The following is a 19028-nucleotide window of genomic DNA, read 5'->3' on the forward strand; positions in this document are numbered from 1 at the left end:
CGATCCTCGGCACCGCTCCCCTAGGCTCAGCCTTCGTGACAACTGCCGCACCGCCACCGTCGCGTCTCAGGAGACTCCTGGACGGCGGCGGCGTCATCGCGCTCGCGATCGTCGTGATGAACGTGACGACCTACGCCTTCCAGATGGTGGCTGCGCGGCTCATGGGCCCCAACCAGTACGGCGCCCTGGCCAGCCTCCTCGCGCTGCTGCTGGTCGTCGGGGTGCTCCAGCTCGGTCTGCAGGCGACCGCCGCCCGTCGGATCGCCGCCAGCCCCGAGGACGTCGGTCGGGTGGAGCACGGCATGCTGCGGATCGCCTACGTGTCCTCGCTCGTGCTGTGCGCGGTCCTCCTCGTCCTCTCCCCGGCGATCGAGCGGCTGCTCCGCCTCGACAGCATCTACCCGGCTCTGCTCCTCGCGGTCGGCGCGATCCCGCTCACGATCATGGGCGCCCAGGCGGGCATCCTCCAGGGCGAGCGCCGCTGGCGGCCGCTCGCCGCGGTCTACCTCGCGGCCGGCGTGCCGCGCCTCGCGATCGGCACCGTCGCGCTGCTGATCCGCCCGACCGAGGGGTCGGCGATGGCGGCGGTCACGCTCTCCTGGTTCGTGCCGGTCGTCATCGGCTGGTTCACCCTCCGCCAGGGCAACCGCGCCGAGGCGCCGGTCAGCCTCCGCCCGATGATCGTCGAGATCTGGCACGGCTCGTTCGCTCTGCTGGCCTTCTTCGCCCTGTCCAACGTCGACATCGTCATCGCTCGCAACGTGCTCAGCGACCGCGACTCGGGTCTGTACGCCGCCGGCCTGATCCTCACCAAGGCGGTGCTGTTCCTGCCGCAGTTCGTCACGGTGGTCGCCTTCCCTGCGATGTCGACCGCCGGCGAGCGCCGCCGCGCGCTGCTCCGCAGCCTCGGCGTGGTCGGCGTCCTGGGAGCGATCTCCGTCGCGGGCGCGGTGGTGCTGTCCGGCCTCGCCATGATCTTCATCGGAGGCGCTCAGTACTCCGACGTCGAGGACGAGCTGTGGCTGTTCGCACTGCTCGGCACGATGCTCGCCGCCCTGCAGCTGCTGGTCTACGCCGTGCTGGCGCGGCAGAGCCGCCGGTCGGCGTTCCTGGTCTGGGCGGCCGTCGTCGTCGTGGTCGTCGTCGGCCTGCAGGTGGCCAGCCTCACGGCCCTGGTGACCCTGGTCTGTTCGGTCGACGCCGTGCTGCTCGCCGTGCTGCTGGCCGTCAGCCTGTGGCGGATGAAGGGCGACCTCGCGCTCGCCGATCAGTGAGCGGCGTCGAACCAGCTCCGCCCGGTGCCGACCGAGACGTCGAGCGGCACCAGCAGGTCGGCCGCGCCGCCCATGCGCTCGCGCACGAGCGTGTCGAGCGCGTCGCGCTCCCCGGAAGCCACCTCGAAGACGAGCTCGTCGTGCACCTGCAGCAGCACGCGTGAGCGCAGCTCCTGCTCGTCGATCGCTGCCTGCGTGTCGAGCATGGCGACCTTGATCAGGTCGGCGGCCGAGCCCTGGATCGGCGCGTTGAGCGCCATCCGCTCGGCGGCCTCGCGCCGCTGCCGGTTGTCGCTGGTGAGGTCGGGCAGGTAGCGACGACGCCCCATGATCGTCTCGGTGTAGCCGGACTTGCGCGCCTCGTCCACCACGCCGGCGAGGTAGTCGCGGACCCCGCCGAACGTCAGGAAGTACTCCTCCATCAGGCCGCGCGCCTCGCTCGGCTCGATGCCCAGCTGCTGGGAGAGACCGAACGCGGACAGCCCGTAGGCGAGCCCGTAGTTCATCGCCTTGATCTTCGCGCGCTGCTCCGGGGAGACGACCTCGACGCCGAAGACCCGCTGCGCGGTGATCGTGTGGAAGTCCTGCCCCGACTTGAACGCGTCGATGAGGAGCGAGTCCTCCGACAGGTGGGCCATGATCCGCATCTCGATCTGGCTGTAGTCGGCCGTCATCAGCGACTCGTAGCCCTCGCCCACGACGAAGCCCTGCCGGATCCGGCGGCCCTCCTCGGTGCGGATCGGGATGTTCTGCAGGTTCGGCTCGGTGCTGGAGAGCCGGCCGGTCGCCGCGATCGTCTGGTTGAACGTCGTGTGGATGCGCACGTCGGTGGCCACCGTCTTGAGCAGCCCCTCGATCGTCACCCGCAGCCGGGTGACGTCGCGGTGCCGGAGCAGGTGGAGCAGGAACGGGTGCTCGGTCTTGACGTAGAGCTGCTGCAGCGCGTCGGCGTCGGTCGTCCAACCGGTCTTCGTGCGCTTGGTCTTCGGCATGTCGAGCTCGTCGAAGAGGACCACCTGCAGCTGCTTGGGCGAGCCGAGGTTGATCTCCTTGCCGATGACGCCGTAGGCGTCCTCGGCGGCCTGTCGCATCTGGGTCGCGAAGTGCCGCTCGAGGTCCTCGAGGTGCTCGGTGTCGACGGCGATGCCGGTCTGCTCCATCCGGGCCAGCATCCCCAGCAGCGGCTGCTCGATGTCGGTGAGCAGCCGGGTGCCACCGGCCCGCTGGACCTGGTCGGCGAGGGCCACCGACAGGTCGAGCGCGGCGCGAGCGTGGAGCATGGCCGCCGCGGCGACGTCCTCCCCGTCGTCGAACAGCGCGGCCTGGTCGGCCTCGGCCTCGTGGCGCAGCTCGCGCTTGAGGTAGCGCAGCGTCAGGTCGGCGAGGTCGTAGGAGCGCTGGTCGGGCGCCACGAGGTAGGCCGCCAGCGCGGTGTCGGTCGCCAGGCCCTCGAGCCGCCAGCCGTGCGCCTCGACGGCCAGCAGCGGCCCCTTCGCGTCATGCATGATCTTCGGCCGGCCGGGGTCGGCCAGCCAGTCTGCGAGCGCGGCGTCGTCGTCGGGGCCGAGCGTCGTCGTGTCGACGTAGGCCGCCTGCGACTCGGCGGCGAAGCCGAACCCGTCGACGCGGCCGGTGCCCGAGCCCCACGCCCCGCGGACGTGGACGCCCACCGGGTCGGTGCCGAGGCCGGCCAGGAAGCCGGCGATCTCGCCCGGACCGAGCGCCTGCCCCACCAGCTCGAAGCCGGAGTCGGCGACGGGCTCCTCCTGCGCCGGCGCGAGCGTGTCGAAGATGCGCGTGCGCAGCTCGCCGCGGAACTCCAGCTCGTCGAGCAGCTCGAGCGTCACCTGCCGGTCCCACTCCTGGCGGGCGAGTCGGTCGGGGCCGATCTCGAGCGGCAGGTCGCAGACCAGCGCGTTGAGGCGTCGGTTGCGGATCACGTCGCCCAGGTGGGCGCGGAGGTTCTCCCCCGCCTTGCCGGTGATCTTGTCGGCGTGGGTGACGACGTTGTCGAGACCGTCGTAGGTCGCGATCCACTTGGCGGCGGTCTTCGGGCCGACGCCCGGGACGCCGGGCAGGTTGTCGCTGTCCTCGCCGACGAGGGCGGCCAGCTCGGGGTAGCGCGCCGGCGGCACGCCGTACTTGTCCTCGACGGCCGCCGGCGTCATCCGGGCCAGGTCGGAGACGCCGCGCATCGGGTAGAGCACCGTCGAGCGGTCGGAGACCAGCTGCAGGGAGTCGCGGTCGCCGGTGAGGATCAGCACCTCCATGCCGGCCTCGAGGCCTTGCGTGGTGAGCGTGGCGATGATGTCGTCGGCCTCGTAGCCGGCGACGGAGAGGTGCGGGATCCGCCAGGCGTCGAGCATCGCCTGGATCAGCGGCAGCTGGCTCTTGAACTCGTCGGGCGTCTTGTTGCGCTTGGCCTTGTAGTCGGAGTACTCCTCCAACCGGAAGGTCTGGCGGGACAGGTCGAAGGCGACGGCCACGTGGGTCGGCTGCTCGTCGCGCAGCACGTTGGTGAGCATCGACGTGAAGCCGTAGACGGCGTTGGTGTGCTGGCCGGTGGCGGTGGTGAAGTTCTCCACCGGCAGCGCGAAGAACGCGCGGTAGGCCAGCGAATGACCGTCGAGGAGCAGCAGCCGGGGGGTCTGGTCAGGCACCCGCCGAGCCTATCGGTCGTCGCCGACAGCAGAATGCTCCCCATGACCAGCGACCAGACCGACGCGCAGATCTCGATCGACGACTTCCTGGCGGCCCTGCCCGAGGGGATGGGCAGGCTCAACGAGAAGATGGGCGTCGAGCTCGTCGAGATCTCCGCGGAGCGCGTCGTGGCGACCATGCCCGTCGAGGGCAACACACAGCCCTACGGGCTGCTCCACGGCGGCGCGTCGGTGGTGCTGGCCGAGACGCTCGGCTCGGTCGGGTCGGGCATCCACGCCCTCGGGCTCGGCAAGATGTCGGTCGGCGTCGACATCAACGCCACCCACCACCGCTCGGCGCGGACGGGCACCGTCACCGGTGTGGCGACCGCCGTGCACCTCGGCCGCACCAGCGCGTCCTACGAGGTGGTCATCACCGACGAGCGCGGCAAGCGCGTCTGCACCTCGCGGATCACCTGCGCGCTGGTGCCGTTCCCGACCGCGTGACCCGCGGCTGAGATCAGCCGGTCGACTGCGTGCGCCGCATCGAGCGGCGTACGGCGAGCACGCGCTGCGGCCGGTAGCCCTGCACGCGCTGCAGGGCCGGGCCCTGCGCGTTGAGCTTGGCGCGCACCAGGTGGGTGGGCGCCACGCGGAGCACGGCGTGCTGCCCCATCGCCAGCCGGGCGAGGAACCGGTTGCCGTCCCGCGAGGTCGCCTGCGCGCCCGTCGTGACCTGGGCGATGCCGCGCTCCTCGGCGAAGAGCAGGGCCGCGTCCATGAGCGCCCGGCCGATGCCACGCCGACGGAACACCGGGAGCACGTGCGGGTGCAGCACCTGCAGCGCCGGCTCCAGGTTGAGCGGCGTGATCGTCGTCATCCTGATGAAGACCGCGCCGGCCCGCTCGCCGTCGTACTCGGCGATCAGCACGCGCTCCTCGGACGACTCGGCGGCGCTCTTGATGATCGCTTCGAGGTCAGCGACCTGCTCGGCGACGTCGGCCCGGCGGACCGAGTCGCGCCAGAGCTCAGCCAGGAACCCGGCGTCAGCGACGACTGCTTCGCGCAGCGTCACGGGGATGCGGCTCATGTGTCCTTGCCTTTCCAGCTCCCGACATGGTCGGGCCCTCCGCCTCGGCACCCACCGTGCGTCCCTTCCCGGTGGGTGCCGAGTGCTGACATTACGCACACTGCGAGGGTTACGCGACCCCCAGATATGCCTCGCGGATCGACGGGTCGTTGAGAAGTGCGGCACCGGTGCCGGACTTGACGATCGAGCCGGTCTCGAGGACGTACGCGCGGTCCGCGAGCGAGAGGGCCTGCTTGGCATTCTGCTCGACGACGAGCACCGTGGTGCCCTGCTGGTTGATCTCGCTGATGATGCTGAAGATCTGCTTGATCAGCATCGGCGCGAGGCCCATCGACGGCTCGTCGAGCAGCAGCAGCCGCGGCCGTGACATCAGCGAACGGCCGATGGCGAGCATCTGCTGCTCACCACCGGACATCGTCCCGGCGAACTGCTTGCGCCGCTCCAGGAGCCGCGGGAACAGCGTGAAGACCCGCTCGAAGTCGCTCGCGACGGCCTCCCGGTCCTTCCGGGTGTAGGCGCCCATGTCGAGGTTCTCCTGGACCGTCATGCCGGGGAAGATGCCCCGGCCCTCGGGGGCGAGGCACATGCCCTTGCGCAGGCGCTGGTCGGCGCGGAGCTTCGTCACGTCCTGACCGTCGAAGACGATCCGGCCCGAGTGCAGACCCCGCACGCCCGAGATGGCGCGCATGGTCGAGGTCTTGCCTGCGCCGTTCGCGCCGATCAGCGCCACGACCTCCCCCGCGTCGACGCTGAGCGTCAGCCCGTGCAGGGCACGGATCTTGCCGTAGTTGAGGACGACGTCCTCGAGCTCAAGCAGCGTCATCAGGTTCTCCCAGGTATGCAGCGATGACCTTCGGGTTGCGGGCGACCTCCGACGGCACGCCGTCGGCGATCTTGGTCCCGAACTCGAGGACGACGATCCGATCGGTGACGCCCATGACGAGCCGCATGTCGTGCTCGATGAGCAGCACCGTCAGGCCGCGATCTCGGATCTTGCGGATGAGCCCCATCAGCTCCTCCTTCTCGGCCGGGTTGAAGCCCGCGGCGGGCTCGTCCAGGCAGAGGAGCTTCGGCTCGGTGGCCATCGCCCGGGCGATCTCCAGGCGACGCTGGTAGCCGTAGGGCAGGTTCTTCGCGAGCTCGTTGGCGCGGTCGGCCACCCCCACGAAGCGCAGCAGGCCCATCGCGACCCGACGTCCGGCCCGCTCCTCGGCGTAGTGCCGACTCACGCCGAACGTCTGCGAGAAGGCCCGCTTGACCCGGTTGCGCGGCAGGTCGACGTCGTCGACGCGAACCCGCGGCCACACCTTGAAGAGCGCGCCGAGCACGCTCGTCTTGTGGCGGGCATCGGTGCCGACCATCACGTTCTCCAGAGCGGTCATCTCCGGGAAGAGCCGGATGTTCTGGAACGTGCGAGCGATCCCGAGCGCCGTGATGTGGTGCGGCTTGCGACCGCTGATCTGCTGGCCGTCGAACCTGATCTCGCCCTCGGTCGGCCGGTAGACGCCCGTCATCGCGTTGAAGCAGGTCGTCTTGCCGGCGCCGTTGGGACCGATCAGGCCGAGGATCTCGCCCTTCTTGATGTGGAAGTCCACGTCGTTGAGCGCGACGACACCGCCGAAGCGGAGGGTGACGTGGTCGACCTCGAGCAGGACCTCACCGGCCTGGCTCTCCAGCGTGTCAGTCATCGGTGGCCACCTCCTCTGCCTCCAGTCTGCGGTCTTCGAGCTCGCGGGCCCGCCTTCTGTTGGGGATCAGGCCCTGCGGACGCAGGATCATCACCAGCACCAGCGCCACGCCGAAGCAGAACGGCCGCCAGTCCGAGAGCCCGCGGAAGCGCTCCGGCAGGTAGGTGATGAGGAAGGCGCCGAAGAGTGCGCCGACCATGTTGCCCGAGCCGCCGATGACGACCATCGCGACGAAGAGGAACGACAGGTTCAGCGCGAACCCGGTCGGTTCCACGAACGTCTGCTTGCTGCCGAACAGCAGGCCGGCGATGGCACCGACGGCGGCACCGATGGCGAAGGCCCACAGCTTGTACTTGAAGCCGGAGACGCCCATCACCGCCGCGGCGTCCTCGTCCTCGCGGATGGCCAGCCAGGAGCGGCCGACGCGCGAGTACTCGAGCCGGCGTACGAGCCAGATGAGCAGGATGAGGACGGCGAGGCAGAGCCAGTACCACCGGTAGCCGTCGATCGGGTTGAAGAACGGCTGACCCGTGTCCGGGTCCTTCGGTCCCGGCGGCGTCGGCACGTTGGTGATGCCGTTGGGGCCGTTGGTCAGTCCGTTGGCGTTCCGGGAGATGATGCGGATGATCTCGCCGAAGCCCATCGTCACGATGGCGAGGTAGTCGCCGCGCAGGCGCAGCGTGGGTGCACCGAGGACGACGCCCGCCGCGAGTGCGATGGCGATCGCGATCGGGACGCAGGCCACGAACGGGACCGACCACCCCTCGGAGAGCCCGAACTTGTCCGCGAACCAGTGCGTCACCGGTGAGTCCGGCGAGCCGAAGAGCGCGAGCGAGTAGGCGCCGATGGCGTAGAAGCCGACGTACCCGAGGTCGAGCAGGCCGGCCATGCCGATCACGACGTTGAGGCCGGTGGCCACGATCATGTAGATGACGATCGTGGTCAGCACGCCGGACCAGTCGGACCCGCCGGTCGACAGGTCGGTCCGGATGTAGGCGAACGGCAAGACGTTGAGGAACGGCAGGTAGATCGCGATCGCGAGCAGGATGCCGCTCACGATCATCCGCACCCAGGTGGGGGCCGTCTCCCAGCGCTCGCGCAGGTTGACGCTCTTCCAGAGCTCAGAGATCTCAGGCATCATGCCCTCGCCTTCGCCAGGGACTCACCGAGGATGCCAGTGGGTCGGAACATCAGGACGAGGACGAGGACCACGAACGCGGTGACGTCCTCCCAGTTCGAGCTGAACAGCGTCGACGAGTAGACCTCGACGACCCCGAGCACCAGACCGCCGACCAGCGCACCGCGCAGGTTGCCGATGCCGCCCAGCACCGCGGCCGTGAAGGCCTTGACGCCGATGAGGAAGCCGATGTCGAACTTCGTGATGTCGTAGCGGATCGTGTAGAGCATCGCCGCGATCCCGGCCATCGCGCCACCGAGCACGAAGATCAGCATGATCACCCGGTCCTGGTTGACGCCCATGAGCGCCGCCGTGTCGGGGTCCTGCGCGACCGCGCGGACGCCGCGGCCGAGCCGCGAGCGGTTCACGAACGCGTCGAGCGCCACCATCATCACGATCGCAGCGACGATGACGAGGATCTGGGTGTTGGAGATCGCGATCCAGGAGAGGTTGACCCACTCCTTCTCGGGGATCAGCGACGGGATGCTCACGGCGGCCCGGCCGAACGGCGGCCCGAAGATCGCGTGCAGCGCCTGGCCGAACGTCTCGGTCAGGACCAGCGAGCAGCCGATCGCGGTGATGAGGAAGATCAGCGGCGGCGCGTTCTTCCGGCGCAGCGGCCGATAGGCGATGCGCTCGACCGCGAGCGCGGTCCCGGCGGAGGCCAGCGGTGCGAGCAGGAAGCCGAGCACCGTGGCGATGATGAGGATGCCGACACCGGAGCCCTCGTCGGCGCCGACGAGGCTGTAGGCGCCGAGGACGGTCCAGGTTCCGACCATGAAGACCTCGGAGTGCGCGAAGTTGATCAGCTTCAGCACGCCGTAGACCAGGGTGTATCCGAGTGCGACCAGGGCGTAGATCGAGCCCTTGGTCAGCCCGTCGACGGTGATGTCACCGAAGTGGGCGAACAGTTCGTGGAAGTTCATGTGCCCCTCTTGGCAGGAGTGTCAGGCCTTGGCCGACGTACGCCCGGAGACGTGCGTGGCCCGACAGACGGGGCGGCCGGGGATTGCTCCCGACCGCCCCGCCGATGGTCATGCCCGCAGGCCTCAGCCCAGCGAGATCTCCTGGTCGGGGACGAGGTTTCCGCCCTGCACCTTGTAGGACCAGACGACGACGTTCTCGGCAGCAACGTCGCCCTTCTCGTCGAACTTGTAGGTCTTGGTCAGGCCCTGGCCCTCGTAGCTGTCGACGAACTTCTCGACGGCCTCGCGGGTCTTGGCGCCGGACTCGAACGCCTTGAGGTAGATCGTCATGGCGTCGTAGCCCTCACCGGCGTACGCGCCCGGAGCCTCGCCGAACTTCTTCTGGTAGTCCTGCGCGAACGTGCCGCCGACCTTCTCGGCCGGGACGCAGGGGCAGGTCACGATGGCGCCGTCGGAGGCCGAGCCGGCCGCCTTCGGGAAGTCGGCGCCGTAGAGGCCGTCGCCACCGATGAACTTCGCGGTGACGCCTCCGTCGCGGAGCTGCTTGAGGAACGGGCCGGCCTCGGCCGCGTAGCCCGCGTAGAAGACGGCGTCGGGCTTGGCGGCCTTGACCTTCGACACGATGGCGGAGAAGTCGGTCTGACCGGTCTGCGCCTTGTCGCTCTGGGTCACCGCGCCACCGAGCACGGACTTCACCTTGTCGGCCAGCGGCTGGCCGTAGGTGCTCGAGTCGTCGACGACGAAGACCTTCTTGGCGTTGAGCACCGACTGGATGTACTTCGCGATCGCGGCGCCCTGGATCTCGTCGTAGCCGATGACGCGGTGGAACGTCGGCGACGGGTCCTCGAGCGTGAGGTCGGTGGCCGTCGCGGACTGGCTGATCGTGGTCAGGCCGGCACCGCCCAGGATGGACTTGGTCGCGCGGGTCTCACCCGAGAACGCCGGGCCGATGAGGCCGAGGAAGCTCTTGTCGGTCGCCATCTTGGTGGCGAGCGGGGTGGCCTTGGCCGGGTCACCCTCGGAGTCGAACTTGACCAGCTTGATGTGGTCGTCGGGGTGCTTGGCCGACCACTCGCTGAGCGCGAGCTCGGCGCCGTTGACCGACGGGATGACGACCGACGCGTTCGCGCCCGAGAGTGCGCCCATGACGCCGATGTTGGCCGTGATGCCCTTCGAGCCGCTGCCGCCACCCGACTTGTTGTCGGTCGTGCCACAGGCCGACACGGCCAGGCCCAGGGAGATCGCTACGGCACCGATGCCGAGCCACTTGTTTCGTCGCAAGACGTTCCTACTTCCTTCTGTGCCACCGACCCTCGCCAGCAGCATGTGGGGGGTGGGCGTCCTGGGACCTCGACCCTCTCGAGATCCGGAGTCACCCACTTGCAGCGGGAAGGTACACGTTGTGGCAGTGGTACGGAACACATCTCACGGAGAGGCCGGGCAATCCTGACAAATCCGTTACCTGCGTGACGCCCGCGTTACGGGATCTCCGGCGACACGCGTCGTACGCCGCCGAAATCGTCGTGGGACGGCGGACAATGCGATCGCTCAGGGGCTCGCGACACCGGGGCCGTGCTCGATGACGCCGTCCGCGACCTGCCGCATGGACAGCCGCAGGTCCATCGCGGTCTTCTGGATCCACCGGAAGGCCTCGGGCTCGGAGAGGCTGAGCTGCTCCTGCAGCACGCTCTTGGCCCGGTCGACCGCCTTGCGGGTCTCGAGCCGCTCGGTCAGCCCGGCGACCTCGGCCTCGAGGTGGGAGAGCTCAGCGAAGCGGCTGACCGCCAGCTCGATGGCCGGCACCAGGTCGCCGGCGGTGAACGGCTTGACCAGATAGGCCATCGCGCCCGCGTCGCGGGCGCGCTCGACCAGCTCGCGCTGGGAGAAGGCGGTCAGCATGACGACCGGCGCGATCCGCTGCCGGGCGATCGCCTCAGCCGCCGCGATCCCGTCGAGGACCGGCATCTTCACGTCGAGGATGACCAGGTCGGGCCTGTGCTGCTCGGCGAGCTCGATCGCCGCCTGCCCGTCGCCGGCCTGCCCGACGACGTCGTAGCCCTCCTCGTCCAGCATCTCGGCCAGGTCCATCCTGATCAGGACCTCGTCCTCGGCGATCACGACGGTGCGGCGGGGAGCGGAGGGCTGGGTCACGGGGTCAGGTTAGGGCATCGCCCACGGTCGCAGCCCGGAGTGCGATACGGCGCCGCAGGTCCGGTACCGTTCGGTGGCTGTAGCCCCGGTAGCCCAACGGCAGAGGCAGTGGTCTCAAACACCATCCAGTGTGGGTTCGAATCCCACCCGGGGCACTCGCTACGCCCGTTGGTTCCGCGCATGTTCGTCGAGGTATGCAGCCGAACCGACACCTCCCACGCGGAGTTCCGCTGGGGAAGCGCGCACTCGGCTGCATACCTCGATGAACCAACGCCGAGGGCCGCCAGACACCCTCGAGACGCCGACGAGGCCTGAGCGTCCCGACCACTCAGGGGTGGCCGAGGCACTCGAGCCTCGTCGAGCGGTGAGGATCAGAGGCGGCGGTACGCCGGGGCGACCTCGTTGATCGCGTCGCCCATGCGGTGGATGCGCAGCGCGTTGGTGGAGCCGGGGATTCCCGGCGGGCTGCCCGCGATGATGACGACGAGGTCGCCCTCGTCGATCCGGCCGAGCTGGAGCAGGCCCTCGTCGACCTGGCGCACCATCTCGTCGGTGTGCTCGACCTCCGCGACCTTGAACGTCTCGACGCCCCAGCTCAGCGCGAGCTGGGAGCGGACGACGGAGTGGGGCGTGAAGGCCAGCAGCGGGATCGGGCCGCGCAGGCGGGAGAGGCGGCGGGCGGAGTCACCGGAGGTGGTGAACGCGACGAGGTACTTCGCCCCGACGCGCTCGGCGACCTCCTGGGCGGCCTTCGCGATCACGCCGGACCGGGTGTGCGGGTCCCAGGGCAGCGGCGCGAGCCTGCCCTGCTCGAAGGCGTGGGTCTCCGTGGCGGCGATGATCCGGGCCATCGTCTCGACGGTGTGGATCGGGTAGTCGCCCACGCTGGTCTCGGCCGAGAGCATGACGGCGTCGGTTCCGTCGAGGACGGCGTTCGCGACGTCGGAGGCCTCGGCGCGGGTCGGCTGCGGGTTGGTGATCATCGACTCGAGCATCTGGGTGGCGACGATGACCGGCTTGGCGTTGAGGCGCGCCTTCTCGACGATCCGCTTCTGGAGGAACGGCACCTCCTCGAGCGGGCACTCGACGCCGAGGTCGCCGCGGGCGACCATGAACGCGTCGAACGCCTCGACGATCTCGTCGAGGTTGTCGATGGCCTGCGGCTTCTCGATCTTGGCGATGATCGGGACGCTGATCCCTTCCTCGCGCATGATCTTGCGGACGTCCTCGGCGTCGGCGGCGTTGCGCACGAACGACAGCGCGACGAAGTCGACGCCCAGCTTGAGCGCGAAGCGCAGGTCCTCGATGTCCTTCTCGGACAGCGCCGGGACGGACACGGCGACGCCGGGGAGGTTGATGCCCTTGTTGTTGCTGATCGGGCCGCCGACGAGCACCTCGGTCTGCACGTCGGTGCCGTTCTCGATGCCCGTCACGCGCAGGCGGATCTTGCCGTCGTCGATGAGGAGCGTGTCGCCCACGCCGACGTCGCCGGGCAGCCCCTTGTACGTCGTCCCGCAGATCGTGTCGTCACCCTCGACGTCGCGGACCGTGATGGTCCACGCCTGCCCGCGGCGCAGCTGCCACTTCGCGCCGTCGGCCGTGGGCCGGAACGTCTCGAGGCGGATCTTCGGACCCTGCAGGTCGGCCAGGATGCCGACGCTCTTGCCACTGGCGTCGGAGGCGTCGCGGACGAGCCGGTAGTTCTCCGCGTGGTCCTCGTGACTGCCGTGACTCATGTTCAGCCGGGCGATGTCCATCCCGGCGTACACCAGTTCCTTGATGCGGCGTTCCGTCCCGACAGCGGGACCCAACGTACACACGATCTTCGCTCGCCTCACGGGGTCCCACCCTAGCGTCCTGGATCGTTCCAATGAGAGCCGGGTCACGAACCCGCGGGTAACCCCGCCGGTAACGCCGCGGGCCACCGAGCGAAACGCCCGTCGGACCTGCGACAGCAGGTCCGACGGGCGCTCGGGAGGTGTCAGACAGCGAGCGGACGATCGGTCGGCTTGATCGGCGCGGGCAGCGTCGTCGAGCCGGTCAGGTAGCTGTCGACAGCCGCCGCGGCCGCCCGGCCCTCGGCGATCGCCCACACGATGAGCGACTGGCCACGGCCGGCGTCGCCGGCCGCGAACACGCCCGGGACCGAGGTGGCGTAAGCGCCGTCACGGGCGACGTTGCCCCGCGGGTCCAGGTCGACGCCGAGCTGCTCGACGAGCCCCGGCTTCTCCGGACCGAGGAAGCCCATCGCCAGGAGGACCAGGTCGGCCAGGATCTCCCGCTCGGTGCCCTCCTTCTCGACCAGCCTGCCCTCGACGAACTCCACCTCGACGAGCTTGAGCGCCTTGACGTTGCCGTCGGCGTCGCCCAGGAACTCCTTGGTCGAGGCCGAGTACACCCGCTGGCCACCCTCCTCGTGGGCCGAGGAGACCCGGAAGACCATCGGGTACGTCGGCCACGGCTGTCCGGTCGGACGGTCGAGCGGCGGCTCGGGCATGATCTCGAGCTGGGTGATCGACTGGGCGCCCTGCCGGATCGAGGTACCGAGGCAGTCAGCGCCGGTGTCGCCGCCGCCGATGATCACGACGTGCTTGTCCTTGGCGGTGATCTGACCCGCCACGTCCTGGCCGAGCGAGGCCCGGTTGGACTGGGGCAGGAACTCCATCGCCTGGTGGATGCCGGTGAGCTCACGGCCCGGCACCGGCAGGTCACGGGCGTCGGTGGCACCCATGGCGAGCACGACGGCGTCGTACCGACCCCGTAGCTGGTCGCCGGTGATGTCGACCCCGACCTCGACGCCCGTCCGGAACACGGTGCCCTCGCGACGCATCTGCTCGAGGCGCCGGTCGACGTGCTTCTTCTCCATCTTGAACTCGGGGATGCCGTAGCGCAGCAGCCCGCCGATGGCGTCGGCCCGCTCGTAGACGGCGACCGTGTGGCCGGCGCGGGTGAGCTGCTGGGCGGCGGCGAGGCCGGCGGGACCGGAGCCCACGACGGCGACCGTCTTGCCCGAGAGCCACTCCGGCGGCTGCGGCCGGACGAAGCCCGACTCCCACGCCTTGTCGATGATCGAGACCTCGACGTTCTTGATGGTCACCGGGTCCTGGTTGATGCCGAGCACGCACGCGGTCTCACACGGCGCCGGGCAGAGCCGGCCGGTGAACTCCGGGAAGTTGTTGGTCGCGTGCAGGCGCTCGATCGCGCCCTCCCAGTCGTTGCGCCAGACCAGGTCGTTCCACTCCGGGATGATGTTGCCCAGCGGGCAGCCCTGGTGGCAGAACGGGATGCCGCAGTCCATGCAGCGGCCGGCCTGGGTGGTGATGATCGGGAGCAGGGCCCGGCCGATGCCGTCGGGGTAGACCTCGTTCCAGTCCTTAACCCGCTCGTCGACCGGTCGCCGGGTCGCGACCTCCCGGCCCGCCTTCAGGAACCCCTTCGGGTCAGCCATGCAGCACCTCCATGATCCGGGCCGCAGCCTCGTCCTCGTCGAGGCCTTCCTCGAGGGCCTCCTCCTGGGCCTCGAGGACCCGCTTGTAGTCGCTCGGCATGACGAGGGTGAACCGCGTCAGGGCGGCCTCCCAGTCGTCGAGCAGCGTCTCGGCGACCTCCGAGCCGGTCTCCTCGAGGTGCTTGACCACGAGGGTCTTGAGCTCGTCGGCGTACTTCCGCGGCACCGGGCCGAGCTCGACGAGCTCGGGGTTGACCCGCTGCGGCTTCAGGTCCAGCACGAACGCGTAGCCGCCCGACATGCCGGCCGCGAAGTTGCGGCCGGTCCTGCCGAGGACGACCACCCGGCCGCCGGTCATGTACTCGCAGCCGTGGTCGCCGACACCCTCGGTGACGACGGTGGCACCGGAGTTGCGCACGCAGCACCGCTCCCCCACGCCGCCGCGGAAGAACATCTCGCCCGACGTCGCGCCGTAGCCGATCGTGTTGCCCGCGATGATGTGCTCGTCCGCCCGGAACGTCGCCGCCCGGTCGGGCCGTACGACGATCCGGCCACCGGACAGGCCCTTGCCGACGTAGTCGTTGGCGTCGCCCTCGAGCCGGAGCGTGATGCCGGTCGGCAGGAACGCGCCGAAGGACTGGCCGGCCGACCCGGTGAAGGTCAGGTCGATGGTCCCGTCGGGCAGCCCGGCGCCGCCGTACTTCTTGGTGACCTCGTGGCCGATGATCGTGCCGACGGTGCGGTTGACGTTGCGGATCTCGACCTGGGCGCGCACGGGCTCCCCGGACTCGATCGCGGGCCGCACCAGCGGCAGCAGCGTGTTGAGGTCGAGCGACTTCGCCAGGCCGTGGTCCTGCGCCTTGGTGCGCCGCAGGTCCTGCGCGGCGAACTGGCCCGGCACCTCCACCTTGTGGAAGATCGGCGCCAGGTCGAGCCCGGCCGCCTTCCAGTGGTCGATCGCCTGACGGGCGTCGAGCACGTCGACCTGGCCGATGGCCTCGTCCAGCGAGCGGAAGCCGAGCTCGGCGAGGTGCTCGCGGACCTCCTCGGCGAGGTAGAGGAAGAAGTTGACGACGTGCTCGGCCTGGCCGGTGAACCGCTCGCGCAGCAGCGGGTTCTGCGTCGCGACGCCCACCGGGCAGGTGTCGAGGTGGCAGACCCGCATCAGGATGCAGCCTGCGACCACGAGCGGGGCGGTGGCGAAGCCGTACTCCTCCGCACCCAGCAGCGCGGCGACGACGACGTCGCGACCGGTCTTGAGCTGGCCGTCGGTCTGCACCACGATCCGGTCGCGCAGGCCGTTGAGGAGCAGCGTCTGCTGCGCCTCGGCGAGCCCGAGCTCCCACGGGCCGCCCGCGTGCTTGAGCGACGTGAGCGGCGAGGCGCCGGTCCCGCCGTCGTGGCCGGAGATGAGCACGACGTCGGCGTGCGCCTTCGAGACGCCCGCCGCGACCGTGCCGACACCGACCTCCGCGACCAGCTTCACGTGGACGCGGGCGCTCGGGTTGGCGTTCTTGAGGTCGTGGATCAGCTGCGCCAGGTCCTCGATCGAGTAGATGTCGTGGTGCGGCGGCGGGCTGATCAGGCCGACACCCGGGGTCGAGTGCCGGGTCTTGGCCACCCACGGGTAGACCTTGTGGCCGGGCAGCTGGCCGCCCTCGCCGGGCTTGGCGCCCTGGGCCATCTTGATCTGGATGTCGTCGGCGTTGGTGAGGTACTCGCTCGTGACGCCGAACCGGCCCGACGCGACCTGCTTGATCGCGCTGCGGCGGGTCGGGTCGTAGAGCCGCTCCGGGTCCTCGCCCCCCTCGCCGGTGTTGGACTTCGCGCCCAGCATGTTCATGGCGATGGCGAGGGTCTCGTGCGCCTCCTTGGAGATGGAGCCGTAGGACATCGCACCGGTCGAGAACCGCTTCACGATCGACTCCACCGGCTCGACCTCGTCGATCGGGATCGGCTGCCGGCCGGTCTCCTCGGCGCCCTTGAAGCGGAACAGGCCGCGCAGCGTCATCAGCCGCTCGGACTGCTCGTCCACGCGCTCGGTGTACTGCTTGAAGATGTCGTAGCGGCCCGCCCGCGTCGCGTGCTGGAGCCGGAAGACGGTCTCCGGGTCGAACAGGTGCGGCTCGCCCTCGCGGCGCCACTGGTACTCGCCGCCGATCGCGAGCTCGCGGTGCGCCGGCGCCACCCCGTCGCGGGGGTACGCCGTCGCGTGCCGCTTGGCCACCTCCTCGGCGATCACGTCGAGGTCGACGCCGCCGAGCTTGGAGACGGTGCCGGTGAAGTACTTGTCGACGACCGCCTGCGACAGCCCGACGGCCTCGAAGATCTGGGCGCCCATGTAGGACGCGACCGTCGAGACGCCCATCTTCGACATGACCTTGAGGACGCCCTTGCCGAGCGCTTTGATGAGGTGCTTGACGGCGACCTCGGGGTCGGTCTTGACGTAGTGACCCTCGCGGGCGAGGTCCTCCACGGACTCCATCGCGAGGTAGGGGTTGACCGCGGTGGCGCCGTAGCCGACCAGGAGGGCGACGTGGTGCACCTCGCGGACGTCACCGGCCTCGACCAGCAGGCCGACCTGGGTGCGGGTCTTCTCGCGGACCAGGTGGTGGTGGATCGCACCGGTGAGCAGCAGCGACGGGATCGGGGCCAGGTCGGCGGTGGAGTGCCGGTCGCTGAGCAGGATGATCCGGGCGCCGCCAGCGATCGCCGCCGACACCTCGGCACAGATCTCGTCGATCCGGGCGGCCATCGCGGCCCCGCCCCCGTGGACGTCGTACAGGCCCCGGGAGACGTGCGTGATGAACCCCGGCATGTCGCCGTCGCGGTTGATCTGACGGATCTTGGCCAGGTCGTCGTTGGAGATCACCGGGAAGGGCAGCACGACCTGGCGGCACGACGCGGGCGACGGGTCGAGCAGGTTGGTCTCGGGCCCGATCGTGCCCGCGAGGCTGGTGACCAGCTCCTCGCGGATCGCGTCCAGCGGCGGGTTGGTGACCTGCGCGAACAGCTGCGCGAAGTAGTCGAACAGCAGCCGCGGCTTCTCGCTCAGCGCCGCGATGGGGCTGTCGGTGCCCATCGAGCCGATCGGCTCCGCGCCGGTGTTGGCCATCGGCGTGAGGAGGACGCGGAGCTCCTCCTCGGTGTAGCCGAACACCTGCTGGCGGCGGGTGACCGAGGCGTGCGTGTGGATGATGTGCTCGCGGTCCGGGACGTCCTCGAGCCGGATGAGCCCGGCGTGGAGCCACTCGTCGTAGGGGTGCTCCGCGGCCAGCTCGGCCTTGATCTCGTCGTCCTCGATGATCCGGTGCTCGTCGGTGTCGACGAGGAACATCCGGCCCGGCTGCATGCGGCCCTTGCGGACCACCTTCGCCGGGTCGATGCCGTGGAGCACGCCGGCCTCGGACGCGTAGACGACCATGCCGTCGTCGGTCACCCAGTAGCGCCCGGGGCGCAGGCCGTTGCGGTCGAGGACCGCGCCGACCTGGCCGCCGTCGGTGAAGACGACGTTCGCGGGGCCGTCCCAGGGCTCCATCAGCGTGGAGTGGAACTCGTAGAACGCCCGTCGCTGGGCGTCCATCTCGCCGTGGTTCTCCCAGGCCTCCGGGATCATCATCAGCACGGCGTGCGGCAGGCTCCGCCCGCCCATGTGCAGCAGCTCGAGCACCTCGTCGAAGCTCGCCGAGTCGGACGCACCGGGCGTGCAGATCGGGAAGATCCGGTCCAGGTCGCCCGGGATGAGGTCGGACTCGAGCAGCGCCTCGCGGGCCCGCATCCAGTTGCGGTTGCCCATGACCGTGTTGATCTCGCCGTTGTGGGCGATGAACCGGAACGGGTGGCTCAGCGGCCAGCTGGGGAACGTGTTGGTCGAGAAGCGCGAGTGGACGACGGCGATCGCCGAGGCCATCCGCTCGTCGTTCAGGTCCGGGAAGACGTCGGCGAGCTGAGCGGTCGTCAGCATGCCCTTGTAGACCAGGGTGCGGTTGGAGAGCGACGGGAAGTAGGCGTCGGTCTCGCGCTCGGCGCGCTTGCGCAGCACGAACGCGAGGCGCTCCAGCGCCATGCCCGTGACACGGCGGCCGGCACCGGCCACGAAGATCTGCTCGAACGCCGGCATGACGGCGCGCGCCGTCGGGCCGAGCGTCGTCGGGTCGACCGGGACGGTGCGCCAGCCGAGGACGTCGAGGCCCTCCTCGGCCGCGATCTCCTCGATGCGCTGCTTGGCCTTGGCCACCTCGTCGGCGTCGCCGGGGAGGAACGCGGTGCCGACGGCGTACGCGCCGGCGGTGGGCAGCTCCCCGATCCCGCTCTCCGCGGCGACGGCGCGGAGGAACTCGTCGGGGACCTGGAGGAGGATGCCAGCCCCGTCACCGGAGTTGACCTCGGCCCCCGCAGCGCCGCGGTGGTCGAGGTTCCTCAGGGCGGTGATGCCCTGCTGGACGATCTCATGGCTGGGGACGCCGGTCAGGGTCGCCACGAACGCCACGCCGCAAGCGTCACGCTCGAAACGGGGGTCGTAGAGGCCCTGGGGCGGGGGGAACGAGTGCGAGTAGGGCACCGGCTGCTCTCCCGTCGACTTCGTGCACGCGCACGCGTCAGACCGGACGAGGGCTGGGCGTGTGCCATGCGATT

At 69.9% G+C, this 19028-nt stretch carries 13 protein-coding genes and 1 tRNA gene; 3 read left to right on the plus strand and 11 right to left on the minus strand.

From position 1 onward, the window contains the following. Positions 1–35 precede the first annotated feature (35 nt). A complete protein-coding gene (locus QDS12_RS20955) occupies positions 36–1274 on the plus strand; it encodes a polysaccharide biosynthesis protein (protein ID WP_279882788.1) in 1239 nt (412 codons plus the stop codon). Here QDS12_RS20955 and polA read toward each other — a convergent pair. Then, positions 1268–3934 carry a DNA polymerase I gene (gene polA, locus QDS12_RS20960; RefSeq protein ID WP_279882790.1) on the minus strand — a complete coding sequence of 889 codons (2667 nt, stop codon included), beginning with the start codon at positions 3932–3934 and terminating at the stop codon, positions 1268–1270. The two genes, QDS12_RS20955 and polA, sit on opposite strands and share 7 nt — an antisense overlap. A 42-nt stretch (positions 3935–3976) precedes the next feature. Between polA and QDS12_RS20965 the strand changes: the two genes are divergently transcribed. Then, positions 3977–4420, plus strand: coding sequence for a hotdog fold thioesterase (locus QDS12_RS20965; RefSeq protein WP_279882792.1), 444 nt, complete (start codon positions 3977–3979; stop codon positions 4418–4420). A gap of 13 nt (positions 4421–4433) precedes the next feature. On the opposite strand, the gene QDS12_RS20970 is transcribed toward QDS12_RS20965, so the two are convergent. The 7 genes from QDS12_RS20970 to QDS12_RS21000 all read right to left on the minus strand — a co-directional run bounded on the left by QDS12_RS20970 (position 4434) and on the right by QDS12_RS21000 (position 10945). After that, positions 4434–5003: a GNAT family N-acetyltransferase gene (locus QDS12_RS20970; protein ID WP_279882794.1), complete on the minus strand. Its 570-nt coding sequence runs from the start codon at positions 5001–5003 to the stop codon at positions 4434–4436. Between the two features lie 109 nt (positions 5004–5112). After that, the gene (locus QDS12_RS20975; protein WP_279882796.1) at positions 5113–5826 is read right to left on the minus strand and encodes an ABC transporter ATP-binding protein; all 714 of its coding nucleotides are present in this window, start codon (positions 5824–5826) and stop codon (positions 5113–5115) included. Then, on the minus strand, positions 5813–6691 hold the full coding sequence (locus QDS12_RS20980) for an ABC transporter ATP-binding protein (protein WP_279882798.1): 879 nt from the start codon (positions 6689–6691) through the stop codon (positions 5813–5815). The genes QDS12_RS20975 and QDS12_RS20980 overlap by 14 nt, the downstream gene beginning before the upstream one ends. After that, a complete protein-coding gene (locus tag QDS12_RS20985) occupies positions 6684–7829 on the minus strand; it encodes a branched-chain amino acid ABC transporter permease (protein ID WP_279882800.1) in 1146 nt (381 codons plus the stop codon). The genes QDS12_RS20980 and QDS12_RS20985 overlap by 8 nt, the downstream gene beginning before the upstream one ends. After that, positions 7829–8794 (minus strand): branched-chain amino acid ABC transporter permease, encoded by a 966-nt coding sequence (locus tag QDS12_RS20990; RefSeq protein ID WP_279882801.1) that lies wholly within the window; start codon positions 8792–8794, stop codon positions 7829–7831. Before QDS12_RS20990 ends, QDS12_RS20985 begins: the two co-directional genes overlap by 1 nt. Before the next feature lie 123 nt (positions 8795–8917). Then, positions 8918–10075, minus strand: a complete 1158-nt coding sequence (locus QDS12_RS20995; RefSeq protein WP_279882804.1) for a branched-chain amino acid ABC transporter substrate-binding protein — start codon at positions 10073–10075, stop codon at positions 8918–8920. A 267-nt stretch (positions 10076–10342) separates the two neighbouring features. Further along, complete coding sequence (locus QDS12_RS21000; protein ID WP_279882806.1) at positions 10343–10945, minus strand: response regulator; 603 nt, start codon at positions 10943–10945, stop codon at positions 10343–10345. Positions 10946–11027: 82 nt separating this feature from the next. On the opposite strand from QDS12_RS21000, the gene QDS12_RS21005 reads away from it, so the two are divergent. Further along, positions 11028–11100: transfer RNA gene (locus QDS12_RS21005), tRNA-Leu, on the plus strand. Between the two features lie 216 nt (positions 11101–11316). Here QDS12_RS21005 and pyk read toward each other — a convergent pair. The 3 genes from pyk to gltB form a co-directional block, all read right to left on the minus strand. Next, complete coding sequence (pyk, locus tag QDS12_RS21010; RefSeq protein ID WP_279882808.1) at positions 11317–12783, minus strand: pyruvate kinase; 1467 nt, start codon at positions 12781–12783, stop codon at positions 11317–11319. Between the two features lie 143 nt (positions 12784–12926). After that, entirely contained in the window at positions 12927–14393 is a 1467-nt protein-coding gene (locus QDS12_RS21015; protein WP_279882810.1) for a glutamate synthase subunit beta, read from the minus strand. After that, positions 14386–18954, minus strand: a complete 4569-nt coding sequence (gltB, locus tag QDS12_RS21020) for a glutamate synthase large subunit (protein WP_279882812.1) — start codon at positions 18952–18954, stop codon at positions 14386–14388. The genes QDS12_RS21015 and gltB overlap by 8 nt, the downstream gene beginning before the upstream one ends. Positions 18955–19028: the final 74 nt, after the last annotated feature.

This window comes from Nocardioides sp. CER19, assembly GCF_029846275.1.
Classification (GTDB): Bacteria; Actinomycetota; Actinomycetes; order Propionibacteriales; family Nocardioidaceae; genus Nocardioides.